The sequence below is a fragment of the Pseudomonas serbiensis genome, from assembly GCF_030580745.1.
GTDB classification, from domain to species: Bacteria; Pseudomonadota; Gammaproteobacteria; order Pseudomonadales; family Pseudomonadaceae; genus Aquipseudomonas; species Aquipseudomonas serbiensis.
This window is the reverse complement of record NZ_JAUQOO010000005.1, coordinates 136,118-154,623: the sequence shown is the minus strand read 5'-3', so window position 1 is coordinate 154,623 and position 18,506 is coordinate 136,118. Positions and strand designations below refer to the sequence as shown.

Here is an 18,506-nt window from a genome sequence, read left to right as displayed (position 1 = left end):
ATGCTTTCAACCACCAGCAGCCAGGCCTATGCGCCCGATCCGCGCAATGCCGACGTCAAGGTTTACCTCAACGGCGAGTTCGTGCATCGCGATGCTGCAAAGGTGTCGATATTCGATGCCGGTTTTGTCTGCGGCGATGGCGTGTGGGAAGGACTGCGGCTGGTCAAGGGCCGTCTGGTTGCATTGCAGGCGCATCTGGATCGGCTGTTCGAGGGAGCCTTGAGTATCGATCTGGATATCGGCCTCAGCCGTGCCGAAGTCGAAAAAGTGCTCTGGGACACCCTGGCCATCAACGGCATGACCGACGGTGCCCATTTGCGCCTGATGGTTACCCGTGGACGCAAAAGCACCCCCAATCAAGACCCGCGCTTCATCATCGGCAAGGCAACCGTGGTCTGCGTGGCGGAATACAAAGTCGTCGATGTACAGGCCAAGGCCCGCGGCATTACGTTGTTCACCTCGACTTATCGTTGCAGCACGCCGGACGTGTTCGACCTGCGCCTCAACTCCCATAGCCGCCTGAACCTTATCCAGGCCTTGCTGCAGGCGCTGCATGCCGGAGCCGACGAAGCCCTGATGCTCGACAGCCGTGGCTTCGTCGCCAGTTGTAACTCCACCAACTTCTTCATCGTGCGCAAGGGCGAGCTGTGGACCTCATCCGCCCATTGCTGCTTCAACGGCATCACCCGACAGACGCTGGTACGCCTTGCTCGGGAAAACGGTATCACGGTGCATGAAGGCGAATTCACCCTCGCGCAGGTTTATAGCGCGGACGAAGCTTTTGTGACCGGCACACTGGCCGGGATCACGCCGGTGAAAACGGTTGATGGGCGGGTTATTGGTTCGGGGGAGAGAGGGGTTATTGAGCGGTTGAATGGGCTTTATCAGCGTTATCTGGAGGGGTAGGTTAGCTGTGCCTGTATCTGTGGGAGGGGGCTTGCCCGCGACGTCGCCAGCAAGCTACCTGCCATTTGACTACTTCGCCGGCTTCACAAACCGCAACGTAAACCTGTCCGACTCGCCAATCGCCACATACCTGGCCTTGTCCTGTTCACCCAGTTTCAACGCCGGTGGCAGTGTCCAGACGCCCGCCGGGTAATCCTTGGTGTCCTTCGGGTTGGCGTTGACCTCGCTTTGCGCTTCCAGTTTGAAGCCTGCATCGGTGGCCAGTTTCACCACGTAATCGGTGGGCAGGTAGCCGCTCTTCTTGATGCTTTCCAGGTCGGTGCCGTCTTTGGCGCGGTGGTCGACCACACCCAGCACTCCGCCCGGTTTCAGCACCTTGAAGAAGGCCGCGAATGTTTGCGGCGCATCATCGGCAAGTACCCAGTTATGCACGTTGCGGAATGTCAGGACCCGGTCGGCCGAGGCGGGTTTGCCAAATACAGGGGTCTTTGGATCGAACTCGATGAATTCAGCCTTGCCGTAGCGCTCCGGATCGGTCTTGAATTTCTGCTTCAGACCGTCGGCGGCTTTCTTGTAATAGTCACCCGAGGAGGGCGCTTGCAGGGCTGCAATGTAATGCCCGTGATCCTTGAGCAAGGGTGCAAGAATCTCGCTGTACCAACCGCCACCGGGCGTGATCTCGATCACTGTCTGATTGCTCTGCAAACCGAAGAACTTCAAGGTTTCCTGCGGATGACGATAACCGTCGCGCACGCTGTTTTCCTTGGCTCTCCATGAACCCTCCAGCACGCTCTTGTATTGCGCATCACTGATCGAGGTATCGGGTGCAGCCGCCTGGCTGAAGGATGAAGCGAGAAGGGTGGAAAAGCCTAAAGCAAGAATCCTGGCGTTCATGATCGTCCTTAGAATGTGTCTAGTACCGGTATTGACTGTACCGGCAGATCGATCAGGCAAATTAGACTTTATGACACTAAGGATAGAACCGGGCGGGTTGTAAGGCTGTGCTTTACGCAGGGCTGTAGGGCCGGATTCATCCGGGAAGACATTCTTCCTGATCCAGGAGATGCGGCGGATGTACAGGCGGCTTCCCGGATAAATCCGGTCCTACACAGACCGTGCTCTAAGCATTATCTGCAAGCGCACCCAGAACCTGCTGCAGCGACCTGGGGGCTCGACCGGACAAATGCTCCACGTGCCCCGTCACAACATCAAATGCGCCTTGCACAAAATCCTGCTGAATACTGATGACCACGTTGATCACGTCCTCCGGTAAGCCCGCCTGGCTCAGGCCTGCACTAAGTTGCTCCTGGGGCAGTACGACAAAACCGAATGGTTTTCCAGTCAATGACGTCGCTGCCTCGACACGTTCTGCGCTGGTAATACTTTTGGGGCCTGTCGCTGAGTAGATGGCTCCGATGTGGCCGTCACTGGTCAATACGCCTGCGAGTGCTGCTGCAACATCGTCTCGCGAGACATAGGACACACGGCTTTCACCAAGGCCGGTCAGTACCCCGGCGGCGGCCTGCATCCGGACTTCCTGAGCGAAGGCTTCAGCGTAGTAACTCATGCGAACAATCGTCCAGGCTGGCGCGGTCTTGATCAGGTGCTGTTCGGCAGTCCAGTAGGACGCACCGTTGGCAGGTTCTTCCTGCTTGCGAGTGCCCAGCGCCGACACCAGCACGATATGTTTCACACCTGCGGCAACTGCCGCATCGATTGCTGTGACGTGCTGGGTAGCCCGGACACCCGGACGCAAATCCACGCTTGGGATAATCAGCAACCGGTCAAGACCGACATACGCGGATATGAGGGTTTCAGGACGGTCGTAATCGCCCAGCCGCCCCTCCACATCGTTGGGTAATGAATGTGGTGTCCTGGAAATCCCCACCTGTTTCACACCCGGGTTCTTGTCGGTAATGTGCTGCAGAACAGCCCGACCCAGATGACCACTTGCGCCGCTGATACCAATTTTCATGTGCTCTCCAGACTCTATACGTACAAAATGTTCGTGCAATCTGTTTGAATGCAAACGGCTTTGCAAGAACGCACAGACACGTGCGTCAGTAACAAAAATGTTCGTAATGGAGCAGGAAACCCATCTATGTCCTTAGCCAGAAATGACTCGGCAGACGGTCAGCACGATGCCGAAAGCTGCAAAGCGCTGGGTAATATTCTTGACCGCATCGGCGACAAGTGGACGGTCATGGTCGTAGGCATCCTGTCGGACGGCCCAATGCGTTTTAACGCCTTGCAGCGCACGGTTGCCGGTGTCTCGCACCGCATGCTGACCCTGACGCTAAGAGGTCTTGAACGAGATGGATTGGTCACGCGCACCGCCTTCGCGACCGTGCCTCCAAGAGTGGATTACGAACTGACCGACCTTGGTCATTCACTGAGGCCTCAACTGGAACTGCTTGCTTCCTGGGCCAGAACACATCAGGCGACAATCGAGCAGGCACGTAAAAGTTTTGATCAGCGGAGTTTGGCCAAGAACTCGGAATGATGAGGGTTGCTGGCGGATGTGGGGGAGGCGAGTAACAGGCGTCGCCTCGCAGGCACTGTAATCCTGTTCAGTGGTGTTTGATGCCCATGACATATGCAATAACTGCCCGCTGAACCTGCAACAAAAAGCGCTTTTGCTCATAACCCGCAAAGCCAGAGTAGTGAACAGGATCGAAGTTGATTTCTTCTCCCACGTAAAAGGGTGGTGTCGGTAGAAGGACAGGGTTGCCCAGGCTGGTCAGGTGTTTTTCGGTGAGCGACCACTTGGTATCTGAATAGCCGGCAGGCCAGGAGTCTGTGAACAGGACGTCTATCTTTGCATCGGCGCAGGCCGAGAAGATTACATGGGGTTTTTCCTGATGAAACTCTTCGCTGCAAAAGTGGTGTACGACCATTTCCAGCGATTGGGCCAGTTCGTGCCATGAGTTCATGACGTTTGTGGTCGGGCCCCATAGGCCTACTTTGATATTCCGGATATCGCCAAATCGGGAGTGAAGGTAAAAACCGTCTGATAACACTTCGCAGGGATGGCCCACAGCGGACATGGCGTTTATGACCGGTCTTTTGCTGGCCGACGCAAACGCCTGCAGTTTTTCGTGGCTGGATTCGCGGATGACATACAGCGAATAGAAAGGGTCGAGGTAGCCTGCAAGATCGCAAGGCCGCTCTCTGGTTTTCAGGAAATTCGGCAGCTCGATATAATCCAGGCCCAGTTGCCTGAACGCCTGGATAAAGGTCGTGCGGGTACGAATACCATTTCCTTCAAATGACCAGCCGACGTTCCCTTCAATATGCGCAGGCGGCTGTTTGGCCAGTGCCCATATGTCCAGAATATTCTGAGTCGTCAAATCGTCGAGGCTGATGAGGTTCAAGATGTCCTTCCCTGGTGCTTTATGGACGGGCGCCTTCGTCGGCATTCTCAACCTATAGGTTTGATAACTCTCAGTCCAGAGCGCCTGGCAACAGTCAAAGCTTAATACCTGACCTCAAACCCCACATAGGCCCCGATTCCATCCCCCGGATACAACGACGCCGTATCGGCCCCGGCCACGTTGTACTGCGGCGTGACTGCCGAGACATAGGCCTTGTTCGCCAGGTTCTTGAGGTCCAGTGAAACTTTCCAGTCGCCCTTGGGGGCTTCGTAGCCGATGTTTGCTCCCCAGATGGTGTACGACGGCGCATAGAAGGTGTTGGCGTAATCCACAGCGGTGCGCGAGGCCGATTGTACGTTCACACCGGTGTAAACGCCGCCGTGATGCCGGTACTGCAACTCGCCCTGGTAGACATGGCTGGGAATACCCGGCAACTGGTTATCGCCGAACGTTTCGTCGTTGCGGTAGTGGAAGTCGTTCCAGGTGTACACCTGACGCCAGCGCAACTGGTCACCCTGAGGGTTTTCCCAGAGCCGGGTATTCAGCCCGGCTTCCACGCCCTGGTGAATGGTCGGCGAGGCATTGAAGGCACCGGTCACGGCTGCGGAGGTCGAGGTTGCGGCGATGAACTGGACGTTCAGCAGCTCGTCATGAATCCATGAGCGATACAGCGCCAGGCTGCCGTCGAAGATCCCGGCCTTGCCCTTGATGCCTACCTCGAAGGTATTGGCTTTCTGTTCTACCAGTGGGCGGATGTAAGGTGTGGTCGGGCCGGAACCTGAGTATTCCCAGGAAGCCGGTGGATCGATTGAGCGGCTGAAGTTGGCGAACACTTGCAGTTGCGGGTTGAGGTCGTAGCGCAGGCCGATCCGCGGGGCGATGCTCCAGTTGTCGTAGTCTTCATGGGTGAGAAAGGTTGTGGTGTTGGGATTGAGCGCCTGATCGATATTGATCTTGCGCCTCACATTGATGAATGACACGCCGCTGGTGAGCCATAAGCGATCGATCAGGTTGAAGTCATTGCCCAGGGAAATGACCCGGTCGGAGGAGTCCTTGTAGTTGACCTGCTTGAGCGGAACCTTCGATGCCGTCGTCGAATTGACCTCTCCACGCAGATGCTGGGTGGAGGTAAAGGCAATGGAACTGCGGCTTTCATGGCCAAACCAGTTATCGATGCGCTCGTAGCTCGCGAGCAGGTTCAGGTCATGCCAGTCCCAGTAACTGGGGTTACTCGGGCTGTTCGGATTATTGTTGTGGGCATAGTCGTGATAGGCGAAGCCCAGGGTCAGGCGTGCATCGTCGTCGAAGGTGTAGAGGGTTTTGCTGCCCAGCCACAGGCTGCCTGGCCTGCGGCTGCCAGCGCCACTGGACTCGGCCGTGGCACTGGCGCGTCGTGGATTGTTTTTGATTGCACCCAGGGTGGTGGCACTGGGGTCGTCGTGGAACTCGTCGCGGTAGCGCAGCATCAGGCGGGTTTCCAGTTTCGGGCTGAAGCGATAACCCAGGTTGGCAACCACGCCGGAGCTCTTGGACAGGCTGTAGTCGCGATAGCCTTCATTGCGGTAATTGTCGACGTTCAGGTAATAGTCCAGCGGGCCTTCCACACCACCGACACTCAATGCCTGCTTCTGGTAGCCGTAGCTGCCGGCTTCAGCACGCAGACGCAGGCCCGGTGCGGTGTAGCCGCTGTGGTTGACGAAGTTCACCGCGCCACCCAGAGTCAATGCGCCGTACTGAAAGGCATTCGCCCCGCGCAGGATCTCGGTGTAGTTCACACCCGAGGCATTGAGGAATTCATAGGGTGTGCCTCCAGGCCCTGTGATCGGCAGGCCGTCGAACAGGAACTTGATGCCTTCACGAAAGTAACCGGGCGAGGTATTGGCACCGGAGCCCCGGATGGAGATTTTCGCCGCATCGTTACCGCCCGTGGACTGCACAAACACACCGGGCTGGTAGCCGAGGGTATCTTGCAGGTTGGCTGTGCGGCCTCTTGCTACTTCTTCGCTGTCGACCACGCTGGTGCCACCGGGCACTTCGGCCAGCTGGCTTCTGGCGTTTTCGGCTTCAGACTGGCGTGTTCCCTGGACGGTGACTGTCCCCAGCGTTGAGTCAGCGGCGCAGGCCATGGTCGGAATCAGCAAGGCGCATCCCAGCCCCATCGTGAAAGAGGCGTGGCGGACGGCCAGGCGCAATCGGTCCTGTTGTGTGGCGTGCAATTTATATCTCCCAAGTTCGTCGTTAAAAGGTCTCGGCGTTCTATGGGCATAGTCAGGCCAGTCATGGGCCTTCAGCAGGTTCTGTGCCATCTGTTAAAAGCCTGTGAAGTTGGCTGTTTGGCTGTAAGTGTTGATAAGCAGGTGATTAAAAATCGTAAAGTTTGTCGGCTGGATGTTGCAGGCTGAACAGTAGCGGTTATATCCATATTACTTGTTTGCAGTGTGCATGAATTGCACTTGTTTGCAGTGGATTGCTCCTTTGATCTTGCTGATCCAGAGCCTTTGAAGGGTTTTTGATGCTCTAAGGCTGCTCAACTGTTTGCAGCGCAACATCAATCGGTCAGTTTGTACTGTTGGCCAGCTTGTTAAAGGTGTCGATATAGAGAAAAACCAATAAGAAAGTGCTGGCACGACATCTGCAAAGTGAACTTTCATGACTTTTGGTGTTGTTCAAGTTCGGCCAGGTAATGGCTATTTGGATATCTACCTGTAAATTAGGGAGTACTTGCAGTGCAGGCGATCAAGCAACAAACCGGACGCTACTTCCCCCATTTGAGCAGCGCCGCCAGCGTGCCGATCCTGCTGGCCTTGCTCGGTCCGTTTGCCCATGCGGCCGATGAGCCCGGCAGCACAACGCTGGGCAAAGTGACGGTTACCGGCACTGCCGCAAGCGAAGCGCAGAAGGACCGCAAGCGCTTGCAGAAGGTGGCCGGCAATACCGCAGTGGTCGATAACCGTCAGGTCGAGCAGGGCAAGGCAGGCAGTGCCGAGGATGTGCTTGCCCTGCAACCGGGAGTGTTCGCCCAGGCCACCAGTGGCAGTGGTGCCAACAAGATTTCCATCCGTGGTTCCGGCCTGAACACCTTCTATCAAGGTTATGTGCTGGGGACCAAGTTCCTCTTCGACGGTCTGCCGATCACTGGCCCCGGTGGAACCCAGGAAGACTTCCTGGACATGCAGGCCGTGGATCACACCGAAGTGTTGTATGGCGCCAACGCTTCGGAATATGCAGCCCTGTCGCTGGGCGGTGCGATCAATTTCGTCAGCAAGACCGGCCGTACCGATCCGGGCAATTACGCCCGCTTCGAGGTCGGCAGCTACGGTTATCGCAAGCAGCAGTTGAGCACCGGTGGCGTGATCGGTGACAGCGATTACTACATCAATATCCAGCACAACGAGCGCGACGGTTATCAGGATCATGCTTCCAACGAGGCGCGTGGTCTGGCGGCCAACTTCGGGCATGTGTTCAGCCCGAAACTGGAGACGCGCTTTTTCCTCAAGTACCGCGAAGAGGATCTCATCAACGGCAATACCCTGACTCGTCAGCAACTCAGGCACGACCCGCGCAGCAACCTTGTGCCCACCGGACGCCGCAAGGACGGCACCACGTTTCTGGCCAACAAGACCACTTACACTTTCGACGATGGTGGCAAGTTTGAAGTGGGGGCGGCCTACAACAATTACCCGTTGCTCAATGGTTGGCGCTATGCCGTCGAGCCACAGGACTGGCGTTCCAAGGATATAAACCTGACCCTGCGCTATTTCCGTACCGGCGACAGCTTTTTCGGCTTACCCAGCGACAGCAGCATCATCTTCAGCAACACCCGGGCCTATCTGGCCGACGTCAAATCCCACAGCGCCAGCACTGGCGCCAAGTTGCAGGAAACCAACTACACCGGCTCCCGGGACACGGTGCTGAGTTTCGGCAACGAGCTGCAACTGACGGATCGGTTATGGCTGTCTTCGGGGCTTTCGTTCATCAACATCAAACGCAAGGCCGAGATCGAGTCCAGCACCCGCACCAACACCAGCGAATTTCCCGACAGTGTCGAATACACCGAAAACGATATCGCGCCACGCATCGGCCTGCGCTATCAACTGACGCCGGATTTCCAGGTGTTCAGCAATGTCAGCCGCAGCATCGATCCGCCGGTGACCTGGCAACTGGGCAGCACCGGCAATCCCTATCTGTTCGATGCCAGGCCGCAGAAGGCGACCACTTTCGAGGTGGGGATTCGCGGCAGCAAGGGCATTTTCGATGGCAGCCTGACGCTCTATCGCTCCTGGGTTCAGAAAGAGCTGCTGACTGTGGTGGTGCGGCAAGCCACTGCGACTCAGGATCAGCTCACCGCCACCTCCAATGCCAGCCCGACCATCCACCAGGGTATCGAGGCCGGTTTGAGCGCGCTGCTCTGGTCGGGTGCCAACGGCGACACTCTGGACCTGCGCCAGGCCTACACCCTCAACGATTTCCATTACCGCCACGACGACACCTTTGGCGATAACGAACTGCCCAGCTTGCCGCGCCAGGTTTATCAGGCCGAGCTTGCCTATCGCCAGCAAAGCGGCTTTTACGCCTCGCTCAACCTGCGTGCGGCGTCGAGTTACTACATCGACTACGCCAACAGCTGGCAAGCGCCGTCCTACGTGCTCTGGGGAGCCAAGGTCGGTTACCAGGCACCGAGCAAGAAGTGGGAGGTCTTCGCCGACCTGCGCAACCTCACTGACGAGCGTTACGCGACTGCCGCCAATACGGCCTACAACGCCAACGGTCAGGACTCGGCGAATTTCTATCCGGGCGACGCTTTCTCGGTGACTACCGGGGTGGCGTTCCGGTTCTGAACGCCGTTATCCACGAATGCAAGGAACTGCCATGAGTCATGAGTCTGAACTGCCTGTTACCGATGCCGAACTGGAAGCGCGCTTCGCGCCGGTCATTGCGCGGATTGCCGCTGGCGCCGTAGAACGCGAGCAGCAACGCCAACTGGCCCATGAGCCGGTTGGCTGGCTGCGTGAGGCCGGGTTCGGCGCGTTGCGGGTTCCGCGCCGTTATGGCGGGCTGGGCGCAAGCCTGCCTCAACTGTTGCACTGGCTGGTGCGCCTGGGCGAAGCCGACTCGAACCTGCCGCAAATCCTGCGGGCGCACCTGGGGTTCGTCGAAGGACGGCTGTCATCTCGTGAACCCGGCTCCCAGGCCTACTGGTTCGCCAAGGTCGCCGCAGGCGAGTTGTGGGGCGCGGCGATGGCTGAACGCAGCGACAGCTCCATCAACACCGTAGCCTTGAAAGAGCGGGTTCCCGGAGATGCCAGCGCGGGTTATCACCTGGACGGGCAAAAGTATTACTGCACCGGCACGCTCTATGCCGACTGGGTGGCAGCCATCGCCAATGAGGGTGATGACTTTGTCAGCCTGTCTGTGCCGACCAGGGCGCAGGGCGTCGAGGTGCTGGATGACTGGGACGGTTTCGGCCAGCGCCTGACCGGCAGCGGCACGACAGGCTTCACTGCCGTTGAGGTGCCGGCAGAGCACATTCTGCGCCGCTTCAAGAAAGGCGAACTGCGCGCAGAGTCCTACCTGACGGCTTTTTATCAGGCCGTGCATCTGGCAACCCTGGCTGGTATCGCCCGTGGGGTATTGGCCGATGCCGTGGATTTCGTTCAGGGCCGCACTCGTGCCTTCGGGATTCCCGGCCAGACCCGTCCGGCCGAGGATCCGTTGGTGCAGCGGGTGATCGGTCGCCTGTCGAGCCTGGCCTTTGCCGCCCAGGCACAGGTCACGGCCATCGGCCACAGCCTGCAAGCCGTGTACGAGGCCGAACAGGCAGGTGTGGTTGTCGAGCAGCTTTATACCGAAGCGGAAGTACAGACCTATCAGGCTCAGCAGATTGTTCTGGCTCAGGTGCTGGAAGCCAGCACTTTGCTGTTTGAAGTCGGAGGGGCTTCGGCCACCAGCACCCGGCGCAATTTCGACCGGCACTGGCGTAACGCACGCACCCTGGCCTCCCACAACCCGGCGATCTACCGCGAGCAGGCGCTGGGCAATTACTACCTCAACGGTGTCAGCCCGACAGCGGCCTGGCGAGCATTGCATGCCGAGGCTGAGGGGCAGGGCGCTGTCGACGAAGCCAGCGCGGTCTGAACGCTATATACAGCTCAAGGAGAGCGCTATGCCCAAACAATTGCACGTCAACCTGTTCGAGATGAACTGCGTCAGCCATATCACTCATGGCATGTGGGTTCACCCGGACAATAATCGCCATCGCTTCAACGATCTGGACTACTGGACCGAGCTGGCTCAACTCTTGGAATACGGCACTTTCGACGGGGTGTTTCTGGCCGACGTGGTGGGGGTTTACGATCGCTTTCGCAATGGCCCGGAAACTGCCCTGCGCGAAGGTTTGCAGGTGCCGAGCAACGATCCGATGCTGCTGGTCCCGGCCATGGCAGCGGTAACCCGTGAGCTGGGTTTCGGCGTGACCTTTTCCACCACCTACGAGCCGCCATTCAGTTTTGCCCGACGCATGAGCACCCTCGATCACCTGACCAAGGGGCGGGTCGGCTGGAATATCGTCACGTCCTATCTGCCCAATGCAGCCCGCAATTTCGGGCTGGACCAGGAAGTGCCCCACGACCATCGTTACGAGATCGCCGACGAATACCTCGACGTGCTCTACAAACTGTGGGAAGGCTCCTGGGACGACGATGCGGTGATTCAGGACCGTGAGCAGCGCATCTACACCGACCCGGCCAAGGTGCGTTATATCAACCATGTCGGTGAACACTTCAAGGTCGCCGGCCCGCACCTGTGCCAGCCGTCGCGTCAGCGTACGCCTGTGCTGTTCCAGGCTACGGGTTCGCCGGCAGGTTCGGCTTTCGCAGGGCGTCATGCGGAAGTGGTGTTTACCGGTGGCATCACCCACGAGGATGTGCGGCGCAATATCACCACCATGCGCCGCAACACCGAAGAGCAGGGCCGTGATCCGGCAGGTATCAAGTTCATTGTTCAGGCGGGCGTGATCGTCGGGCGCACCGATGCCGAGGTGTCGGCCAAGCTCGATAGCTATCGCCGCCTGATCAGTGCCGATGGCGGGATGGCACACGCCCAGATGGGTATCGATCTGAAGGCGTATCCACCCCATGAGCGGCTGTCCAGCATCATCAAGCGCGGCGATATCGGCTGGGGTTCGCTCAATCGCTTTGACCCGGATACCACGGTGGGTGAAATGCTCGGCAGTTTTTCCGGGCTGCAAGAGGATCGCTACTTTGTCGCTGGAACACCGACGGTGGTCGCCGACGCGATCGAACGCTGGCTGGATGTGGACGGCATCGACGGCATCAACCTGCGCCAGTACCTGTCGTTCGAGACTGCCCGGGATTTCATCGACCTGGTAGTGCCTGAACTGCGCCGTCGTGGTCGTTTTCGTGAGCGCTACACCCCCGGCGAAACCTTGCGCGAGCGGCTGTTCGGAGCAGGGCAGGCGCGCCTGCCAAACAATCATCCGGCAGCGCGCTACCGCGACCCGGCAGCATTGAGTCAGCCCTTGCAGCCGCTGCGCTTTGCGGCGGCAGAACCGTCATGAATCAACAAGCAGCGGCTGTTGCAACAGCAACAGCCCATGGACACTTTGTTGGTCATCCACCACTGGCCTTTGTCTTTAAGTCAATGAATTCAATGGTTTGAGAGTCGGCACGGGACCTGCAATACCCCGGTAACCGCCCATGCAAAGCCATCGGACCTGTCATCCCCGGGAGCGATCTTGAAATTCGATATCCGTCCTTTTATCCCTTTATTTGCCGCCTCGACATTGGCCCTGGCGTTGACTGGCTGTGAGCGTGCCGAGAAAGTCGCGACCCAGAGCGATCAGCCGGTGCATGGCGGTACGCTGGTGTACGCCACTGACCGCGAACCCACCTGTCTCGATCCTCATGTGGCGGGCGACATGCCCCAGGTGTTCGTCGCCCAGCAGTATCTTGATTCGCTGGTGTCCATGGACAGCGAAGGCCGGATCGGTCCATGGCTGGCCAAGAGCTGGGAAGTCTCGGCCGATGGCTTGCGCTATACCTTCCATTTGCGCAATGACGTGCATTTCACTGACGGCACGCCATTCAACGCGGCAGCCCTGAAAGCCAACCTCGAACACATTACCAATCCCAAGACCCAGTCCAGCACCGCCGGTGGCTACATTCGCCAGTATCGCAGCACTGAGGTCGTGGATGACTACACCGCCATCGTGCATCTGGCTACGCCCTATGCCGCGTTTCTGGAAGTACTGGCCCAGGGTTTCCTGGGCATCCAGTCGCCCACGGCGCTGGCCCGCAGCCGCGATGCCAACTGCGAAAGCCCGGTGGGCAGCGGGCCGTTCAAGGTGGTCAAGTGGGAGCGGCAGAGCCACGTCCAGCTGGCACGTAATCCCGACTACAACTGGGCACCGCCCACGGCCCGCCATCAGGGGCCGGCGTATCTGGAAGGTATTGTCTGGAAGTTCATCCAGGAGCCTTCGGTACGCTTTGCCTCGCTGCAGGCCGGTGAAGTGGACGTGATCGAGGCTTTGCCGCCGGAGTCCCATGAAGCGGCGCGGCGCAATCCTGACTTGAAACTGATCATCTCCCAGCGTCCGGGCAACCCTACCAATGGCACCTTCAACATTCGTCGCGCGCCCTTTGACGATCTGCGGGTGCGCGAGGCATTTGTGCGTAGCGCCGATGTCGAGGGCGCGCTCAAGAGTGTTTATTTCGGCGAATTTCAAAGGGCTGGCGGCCCTCTGAGCGTGGCGACGCCGTTCTACAGCCCCGACTTCGAGCGTGTTCAGGACTACGACCCGGCCCGCGCCACGCGATTGCTCGACGAGGCAGGCTGGACCGGTCGTGACGCCGAGGGTTATCGCACCAGGGACGGCAAGCGTCTGCGGGCTGTCGTGCTGATCGGCTCACGTACGCCACCGTCGGAAGTGACCTTGTGGGAGCAGGTCCAGGCGACGACCCGTCAGGTCGGCATCGATCTGGTTATGGATCAGATGAGCGACGTGCAGTCCACGGCGCGTCAGGCCGCCTGGGATTACGACATCCGCATCGGCTACTGGAACACCAATACCCCCGATGTGCTGCGGATCATTTTCAGTTCTGCGTTTGTCCAGCCTGCCGGGGTTGGTGGCTATCACCAGAACACCGCCGGTTATGCCGATCCCGGATTCGACGCACTGATCGAAAGCGCTCTGGCCACTCAGGACCCCGAGCAGCGCCGCAAGATTTATTACGAAGCCCAGAAGCAGATCGCTGCGCAATACCTGGAGCTGACCACCTATCCGCAAAGCACCCGGCTGGGTATCTACAAGACCGCCCATGGGGTGCGTCTGGAACCGTCGCTGGCGGTGACTTATCTCTATGACTCATGGGTGACGAAATGAGTGCAAGCGCAACGCCTCTGGATGCGGTTGATCCGCGCCGCCAACGCCTGACTGCTCTCGGGCGCCGTGCTGCCATTCGTCTGGCGGGCGGCGTGCTTGTGCTGTGGGCCGTGGCAACCCTGACTTTTTTTGCCCTGCGCCTGATGCCGGGCGATCCGGTACTGGCCATTCTCGGTGGCCCGAGCGGCAACCCGACAGCCGAAACCATCGAAGCCACGCGCCAGGAATACGGCCTCGACAAGCCGTTGCCGGTTCAATATGCGGTCTATCTGGGCCGCTTGCTGCAGGGGGATCTGGGCAACTCCTATTCCCAGCATCAGCCGGTGACCCGCGTGCTGGCCGAGCAGGGCGGTGCAACTCTGGAACTGACCCTGGCATCACTGGCGCTGGCCTGGGTACTGGTCCTGCTGTTGACGGTCATCACTTCCGGGCGCGGACGACTGATCGGTGGCGCGGCGTCATTCGTTGAAACCCTGAGTGCCGCCTTGCCGCATTTCTGGCTTGGAGTGGTGCTGCTCGCCGTATTTGCCTTTGGCCTGCGCTGGTTTCCACCGGCGGGTAGCGACAGCCTCGCAAGCCTGGTGTTGCCTGCGTTCTCACTGGCCATTCCGCTGGCGGGTTTCATTGCTCAGGTCACCCGTGAATCCCTTGAAATGACACTCGATCAACCTTTCGTGCTGACAGCCCGCACCCGAGGCTTGAGTGATCTGGCGGTGCGCTTCAGACACGCCTTGCGTCATGCGCTGCTGCCGGGAGTGTCGCTTTCAGGCTGGGCTATCGGTGCGTTGATCAGTGGTGCGGTGGTCTGCGAGGTGATCTTTTCCCGTAAGGGTGTCGGTCGCCAGTTGTATCAGGCAGTACAGGCCCAGGACTTGCCTTTGGTTATCGGTATCAGCCTGGTGGTGGCTGCCGGCTATGTACTGGCCAATATTCTGGTGGACCTGCTTTATCAATGGATTGACCCACGGCAACAGGAGCCGAACTCATGAGCGACCTGACTCTTGACCAGACTTTCAGCCCGTTGCGCCGTCAACGGCGCCTGCACCTGCCGCCTTTGGGCGCAAGCCTGGCGTTGCTGTTTCTTGCTGCGCTGATACTGGCGGCACTGGCACCGCAGTTGTTCACTCGCATCGATCCGCTGGCCATCGTGCCTCGCGAGGCGTTTCAGGCGCCGGGCTGGGCGCACTGGCTGGGAACCGATCAGTCAGGGCGCGACATTTTTGCCCGGATTGTCTATGGCACCCGCGAGAGTCTGTTCATCGGTGTGGCCGCCACGGCACTGGCGATGAGCATTGCCATTACCCTCGGGCTGCTGGGTGGTCTGGGTGGTGCGCGGGTTGATCGCTGGGTGGGCTGGCTGCTGGAAGTGCTGTTTGCCTTTCCGAGCCTGGTGCTTGCCTTGTTGTTTGTGACGGTATTCGGCAGCGGCATCGGTCCGTTGATTGTCGCCACCGGGCTGGGGGCTGCGCCCGGTTATGCCCGAATGGTTCGCGGTCAGGTTCTGGCGGTGCGTAATGCCGGCTATATCGAAGCGGCGCGGGCGTTGGGGCATCCGGTTTCACGCATCGTGCTGCGTCAGTTGCTTCCCAATGCCATGCGCCCGTTGGTGGTGACACTGACCATGGGTGTTGGTCAGGCGATTGTCTGGGCTTCGGCATTGAGCTTTCTCGGTATGGGCGCGCAACCGCCAGCTCCCGAGTGGGGAACCATGCTGTCCATGGGCCGTGATTTCATCGCCAATGCCTGGTGGCTCACGTTCTTTCCGGGCCTGTTCATTGTGTTGACCACGCTGTCCACCACCGTGACCGGCCGCTATATCCAACAACGTCTGGAGGGTCGCCTGCCATGAGTGACAAGACCTTGATTGTCGAAGGCCTGAGCATCGCTTTTGAAGGGCGAAAGGTGGTTCAGGATTTGTCCTTTACTCTGGCGCCAGGGCGTTGCGTGGCGCTGGTGGGTGAGTCCGGCTCGGGCAAGAGTGTCAGCGCTCGTAGCCTGGTTGGCCTGGCGGGCAGTCGCGCTGAAGTGGCGGCTCGGCGGCTGAGTTTTGGTGAGCACGACCTGCTTTCTCTCAGCGAGCGGCAGTGGCGTGGTGTGCGTGGCAAGGACATCGGCTTTGTTCTGCAGGATGCTCTGGTGTCCCTCGACCCGCTGCGTCCGGTGGGCAAGGAAATCCTCGAAGTGCTGCAAACCCATGGTTTCGGCAATCGGCAACAGCGTGGCGCCCGGGTGCTGGAACTGCTGGAGCGGGTTGGCGTGCCGGATGTGGCGTTACGCGCCCGCCAGCGGCCCGGCCAGTTATCCGGTGGCTTGCGCCAGCGGGCGTTGATTGCCAGTGCATTGGCCATGGATCCGGCGCTGGTGATTGCCGACGAGCCTACCACCGCCCTGGACGCCACGGTGCAGGCGCAGATTCTTGAAGTCTTCCAGCAAATCAAGGCCCGTGGCGCTTCGTTGCTGATCATCAGCCATGACCTTGCGGTGGTCGCGCAACTGGCGGACGACGTGGTGGTGCTGCGTCACGGCGAGGTGGTAGAGCAAGGGCCGATGCAGCAAGTCCTGAGCAAGCCGCAGCATTCCTACACCCGTGAGTTGCTGGCCGCCGTGCCATCCGAACATCCGCGAGGGAGCCGTTTGTCTCCCGAGCGTGCAGGCGTGATACGCCCGACACCGCCTGTCAAAAGTGGCGAAACGGGGCAGGTGCTGTTGCAGGCTCAAGGTCTGGGCAAGCGTTATCTGGGACCTGATGGCCAGCTTCGTCAGGTGGTGCAGGACGTCGGTTTCGAGCTGCGCGCCGGGCAGACACTGGGCATTGTCGGCGAGTCCGGTTCGGGAAAGACCACGGTAGCCCGCATTGCCCTTGGCCTGTTGCAACCCGATGCCGGGCAAGTGCTGTACCGCGGCCAACCCTGGAACCTGCCCGGCAATGCCATCGATGAAAAACGGCGACGGCCACTGCGGCGGGAAATCAGCGTGATCTATCAGGACCCGCTCGGCTCCTTCGACCCGCGCTGGAATGTGATGCAGATTCTCGATGATGCATTGCATGTCGCGGGCGTCGAGCCAAGCCAGCGTCCAGCGCGGATTACCCATCTGCTGGGGCAGGTGCGATTGCCACCCGAGCTGGCCCGGCGACGTCCCTTGCAGTTGTCCGGTGGTCAGCGTCAGCGGGTGGCCATTGCCCGAGCGATTGCCAGCGAACCGAAGCTGATCATCTGCGACGAACCGGTTTCGGCGCTGGATGTTTCGGTGCAGGCGCAAGTGCTGGACCTGCTGGCTGATCTGCAACAGGAACTGGGATTGGCCTATCTGTTCATTTCCCACGATCTGGGGGTGATTCGTCACGTCAGCGACAACGTGCTGGTGATGCGCCACGGCCAGGTCGTCGAGCTGGCGCCGGTGGAACAACTGTTTACCCGGCCCGCCCACGAATACACCCAACGTCTGCTCGGTTCGGTGCCGCGACTGCCCGGTAGCGGCGCGGAACTGGTGGTGCCGCCGCTGGACCCTGAACACGAAGCCTTTGACGTTTTCGATGAATCACGTCTCTGGAAAATTGCCATCTAGGCCTGAGGACTGCTCATGACCACTTTTCAACGTTTGACCCCGCAGGCGCCGGCCGCCACTGTCAGCGAACTGCAAGCTCGTATCACCGCGCTGCTGCCAGGCATTGCTGCTGGTGCGGCCCAGCGTGAGCGCGAGCGGCAATTGCCTTTCGAGGCCATCGCCCAGCTTGCTGCTGCCGGTCTTTATACTGTGCGTATTCCGAAAAACCATGGAGGACCGGGCGGCAGCGTACGGGATGTCATCGAGCTGCTGCTGCGTATCGCTTCGGTGGACTCCAACGTCGCCCAGGCCCTGCGCCCCGGTCTTGCCTTTGTCGAAGGCCTGCTGGTTTCCACGACTGAAGATGCCGAGGCCGAGCGCCAACGCTGGTTTGCCCGTTACCTTGAAGGCGCAGTGATCGGCAATGCCGGTTGGGAACTGGGTGGAGCCAATGGAGCGATTGCTGCACGGCTGGTGCGCGAAGGCGATCATTACCGGGTCAATGGCAGCAAGTTCTACAGCACTGGTGCATTGTTTGCCGACTGGGTCAGCGCTGTTGCGCTGGATGAAGATGAACAGCCGGTTTCATTCATTCTGCCTCGTGATCGCGAAGGTCTGGTATTGCTCGACGACTTCGATGCCATGGGCCAGCGTCTGACGGCCAGTGGCACGACTCATCTGCAGAACGTGCGGGTCGAGGCCAGTGATATTCGTACCCGCACGGTGGAAGAAGGCAAACGCACCATCGTCACGCCATTCCTGCAACTGTTTCTGGGCACGGTACAGGCCGGTATTGCCCGTAATGCACTGGACGATGCGGTACGTTTTGCCAGGGAACACGCACGCCCAATCAAGCACAGCAGTGCCAGTCGTTCGGTGGACGATCCCTATGTGGAATTGGCCGTGGGCGATATTTCCGCTCGGGCCTATGCTGCCCAAGCGCTGGTGCTCAAGGCCGCCGAGGCAATCGATCGTGCCTGGGCCGCGCAACAGGCGCATGCAGAGGTCGAACAGGCTGCTGTGGAAGTCGCACAGGCGCAGTATCTGGTCGCTGAACTTGCGCTCAAGGCTGCTGAAACCTTGTTTGATGTGGGCGGAGCATCGACGACAGGCCGTAGCCATAATCTTGATCGCCATTGGCGCAATGCACGCACCGTGGCCAACCATAATCCGCGACACTGGAAGGCTGCCGTGGTGGGAGCCTGGCAGCTCAAGGGCACAGAGCCGCCGACCTCAGGGTTGTTCTGAATTTCAATACCCCGTCGCGGCCAAGGCCCCTC

At 59.5% G+C, this 18,506-nt stretch carries 14 protein-coding genes; 10 read left to right on the top strand and 4 right to left on the bottom strand.

Annotation, left to right across the window (positions count from 1 at the left end):
- The gene (locus Q6A51_RS08795; protein WP_304574586.1) at positions 1-906 is read left to right on the top strand and encodes an aminotransferase class IV; all 906 of its coding nucleotides are present in this window, start codon (positions 1-3) and stop codon (positions 904-906) included.
- A 69-nt stretch (positions 907-975) separates the two neighbouring features.
- Here Q6A51_RS08795 and Q6A51_RS08790 read toward each other — a convergent pair whose 3' ends face one another.
- Positions 976-1,800 (bottom strand): class I SAM-dependent methyltransferase, encoded by an 825-nt coding sequence (locus Q6A51_RS08790; RefSeq protein ID WP_201017048.1) that lies wholly within the window; start codon positions 1,798-1,800, stop codon positions 976-978.
- A gap of 226 nt (positions 1,801-2,026) precedes the next feature.
- Complete coding sequence (locus tag Q6A51_RS08785; RefSeq protein ID WP_201017049.1) at positions 2,027-2,881, bottom strand: SDR family oxidoreductase; 855 nt, start codon at positions 2,879-2,881, stop codon at positions 2,027-2,029.
- Positions 2,882-3,007: 126 nt separating this feature from the next.
- Between Q6A51_RS08785 and Q6A51_RS08780 the strand changes: the two genes are divergently transcribed.
- On the top strand, positions 3,008-3,409 hold the full coding sequence (locus Q6A51_RS08780; protein WP_304574585.1) for a winged helix-turn-helix transcriptional regulator: 402 nt from the start codon (positions 3,008-3,010) through the stop codon (positions 3,407-3,409).
- Between the two features lie 67 nt (positions 3,410-3,476).
- On the opposite strand, the gene Q6A51_RS08775 is transcribed toward Q6A51_RS08780, so the two are convergent.
- Both Q6A51_RS08775 and Q6A51_RS08770 read right to left on the bottom strand, forming a co-directional pair.
- Entirely contained in the window at positions 3,477-4,280 is an 804-nt protein-coding gene (locus Q6A51_RS08775; protein WP_304574584.1) for a hypothetical protein, read from the bottom strand.
- Between the two features lie 101 nt (positions 4,281-4,381).
- Positions 4,382-6,496 carry a TonB-dependent receptor family protein gene (locus tag Q6A51_RS08770; RefSeq protein ID WP_304574583.1) on the bottom strand — a complete coding sequence of 705 codons (2,115 nt, stop codon included), beginning with the start codon at positions 6,494-6,496 and terminating at the stop codon, positions 4,382-4,384.
- Positions 6,497-7,006: 510 nt separating this feature from the next.
- Between Q6A51_RS08770 and Q6A51_RS08765 the strand changes: the two genes are divergently transcribed.
- From Q6A51_RS08765 to Q6A51_RS08730, 8 genes are all read left to right on the top strand, one after another.
- Entirely contained in the window at positions 7,007-9,118 is a 2,112-nt protein-coding gene (locus Q6A51_RS08765) for a TonB-dependent receptor family protein (protein ID WP_304574582.1), read from the top strand.
- A 31-nt stretch (positions 9,119-9,149) separates the two neighbouring features.
- The gene (locus Q6A51_RS08760) at positions 9,150-10,415 is read left to right on the top strand and encodes an acyl-CoA dehydrogenase family protein (RefSeq protein ID WP_304574581.1); all 1,266 of its coding nucleotides are present in this window, start codon (positions 9,150-9,152) and stop codon (positions 10,413-10,415) included.
- Between the two features lie 28 nt (positions 10,416-10,443).
- A complete protein-coding gene (locus Q6A51_RS08755) occupies positions 10,444-11,856 on the top strand; it encodes an LLM class flavin-dependent oxidoreductase (RefSeq protein WP_304574580.1) in 1,413 nt (470 codons plus the stop codon).
- A gap of 225 nt (positions 11,857-12,081) precedes the next feature.
- Positions 12,082-13,680 (top strand): ABC transporter substrate-binding protein, encoded by a 1,599-nt coding sequence (locus tag Q6A51_RS08750; RefSeq protein ID WP_304574669.1) that lies wholly within the window; start codon positions 12,082-12,084, stop codon positions 13,678-13,680.
- Positions 13,677-14,669 (top strand): ABC transporter permease, encoded by a 993-nt coding sequence (locus tag Q6A51_RS08745; protein ID WP_304574579.1) that lies wholly within the window; start codon positions 13,677-13,679, stop codon positions 14,667-14,669. The genes Q6A51_RS08750 and Q6A51_RS08745 overlap by 4 nt, the downstream gene beginning before the upstream one ends.
- Complete coding sequence (locus Q6A51_RS08740; protein WP_201017056.1) at positions 14,666-15,529, top strand: ABC transporter permease; 864 nt, start codon at positions 14,666-14,668, stop codon at positions 15,527-15,529. Before Q6A51_RS08745 ends, Q6A51_RS08740 begins: the two co-directional genes overlap by 4 nt.
- The gene (locus tag Q6A51_RS08735; protein ID WP_304574578.1) at positions 15,526-17,247 is read left to right on the top strand and encodes a dipeptide ABC transporter ATP-binding protein; all 1,722 of its coding nucleotides are present in this window, start codon (positions 15,526-15,528) and stop codon (positions 17,245-17,247) included. The genes Q6A51_RS08740 and Q6A51_RS08735 overlap by 4 nt, the downstream gene beginning before the upstream one ends.
- A gap of 15 nt (positions 17,248-17,262) precedes the next feature.
- Positions 17,263-18,474: an acyl-CoA dehydrogenase family protein gene (locus Q6A51_RS08730; RefSeq protein WP_201017058.1), complete on the top strand. Its 1,212-nt coding sequence runs from the start codon at positions 17,263-17,265 to the stop codon at positions 18,472-18,474.
- Positions 18,475-18,506 lie beyond the last annotated feature (32 nt).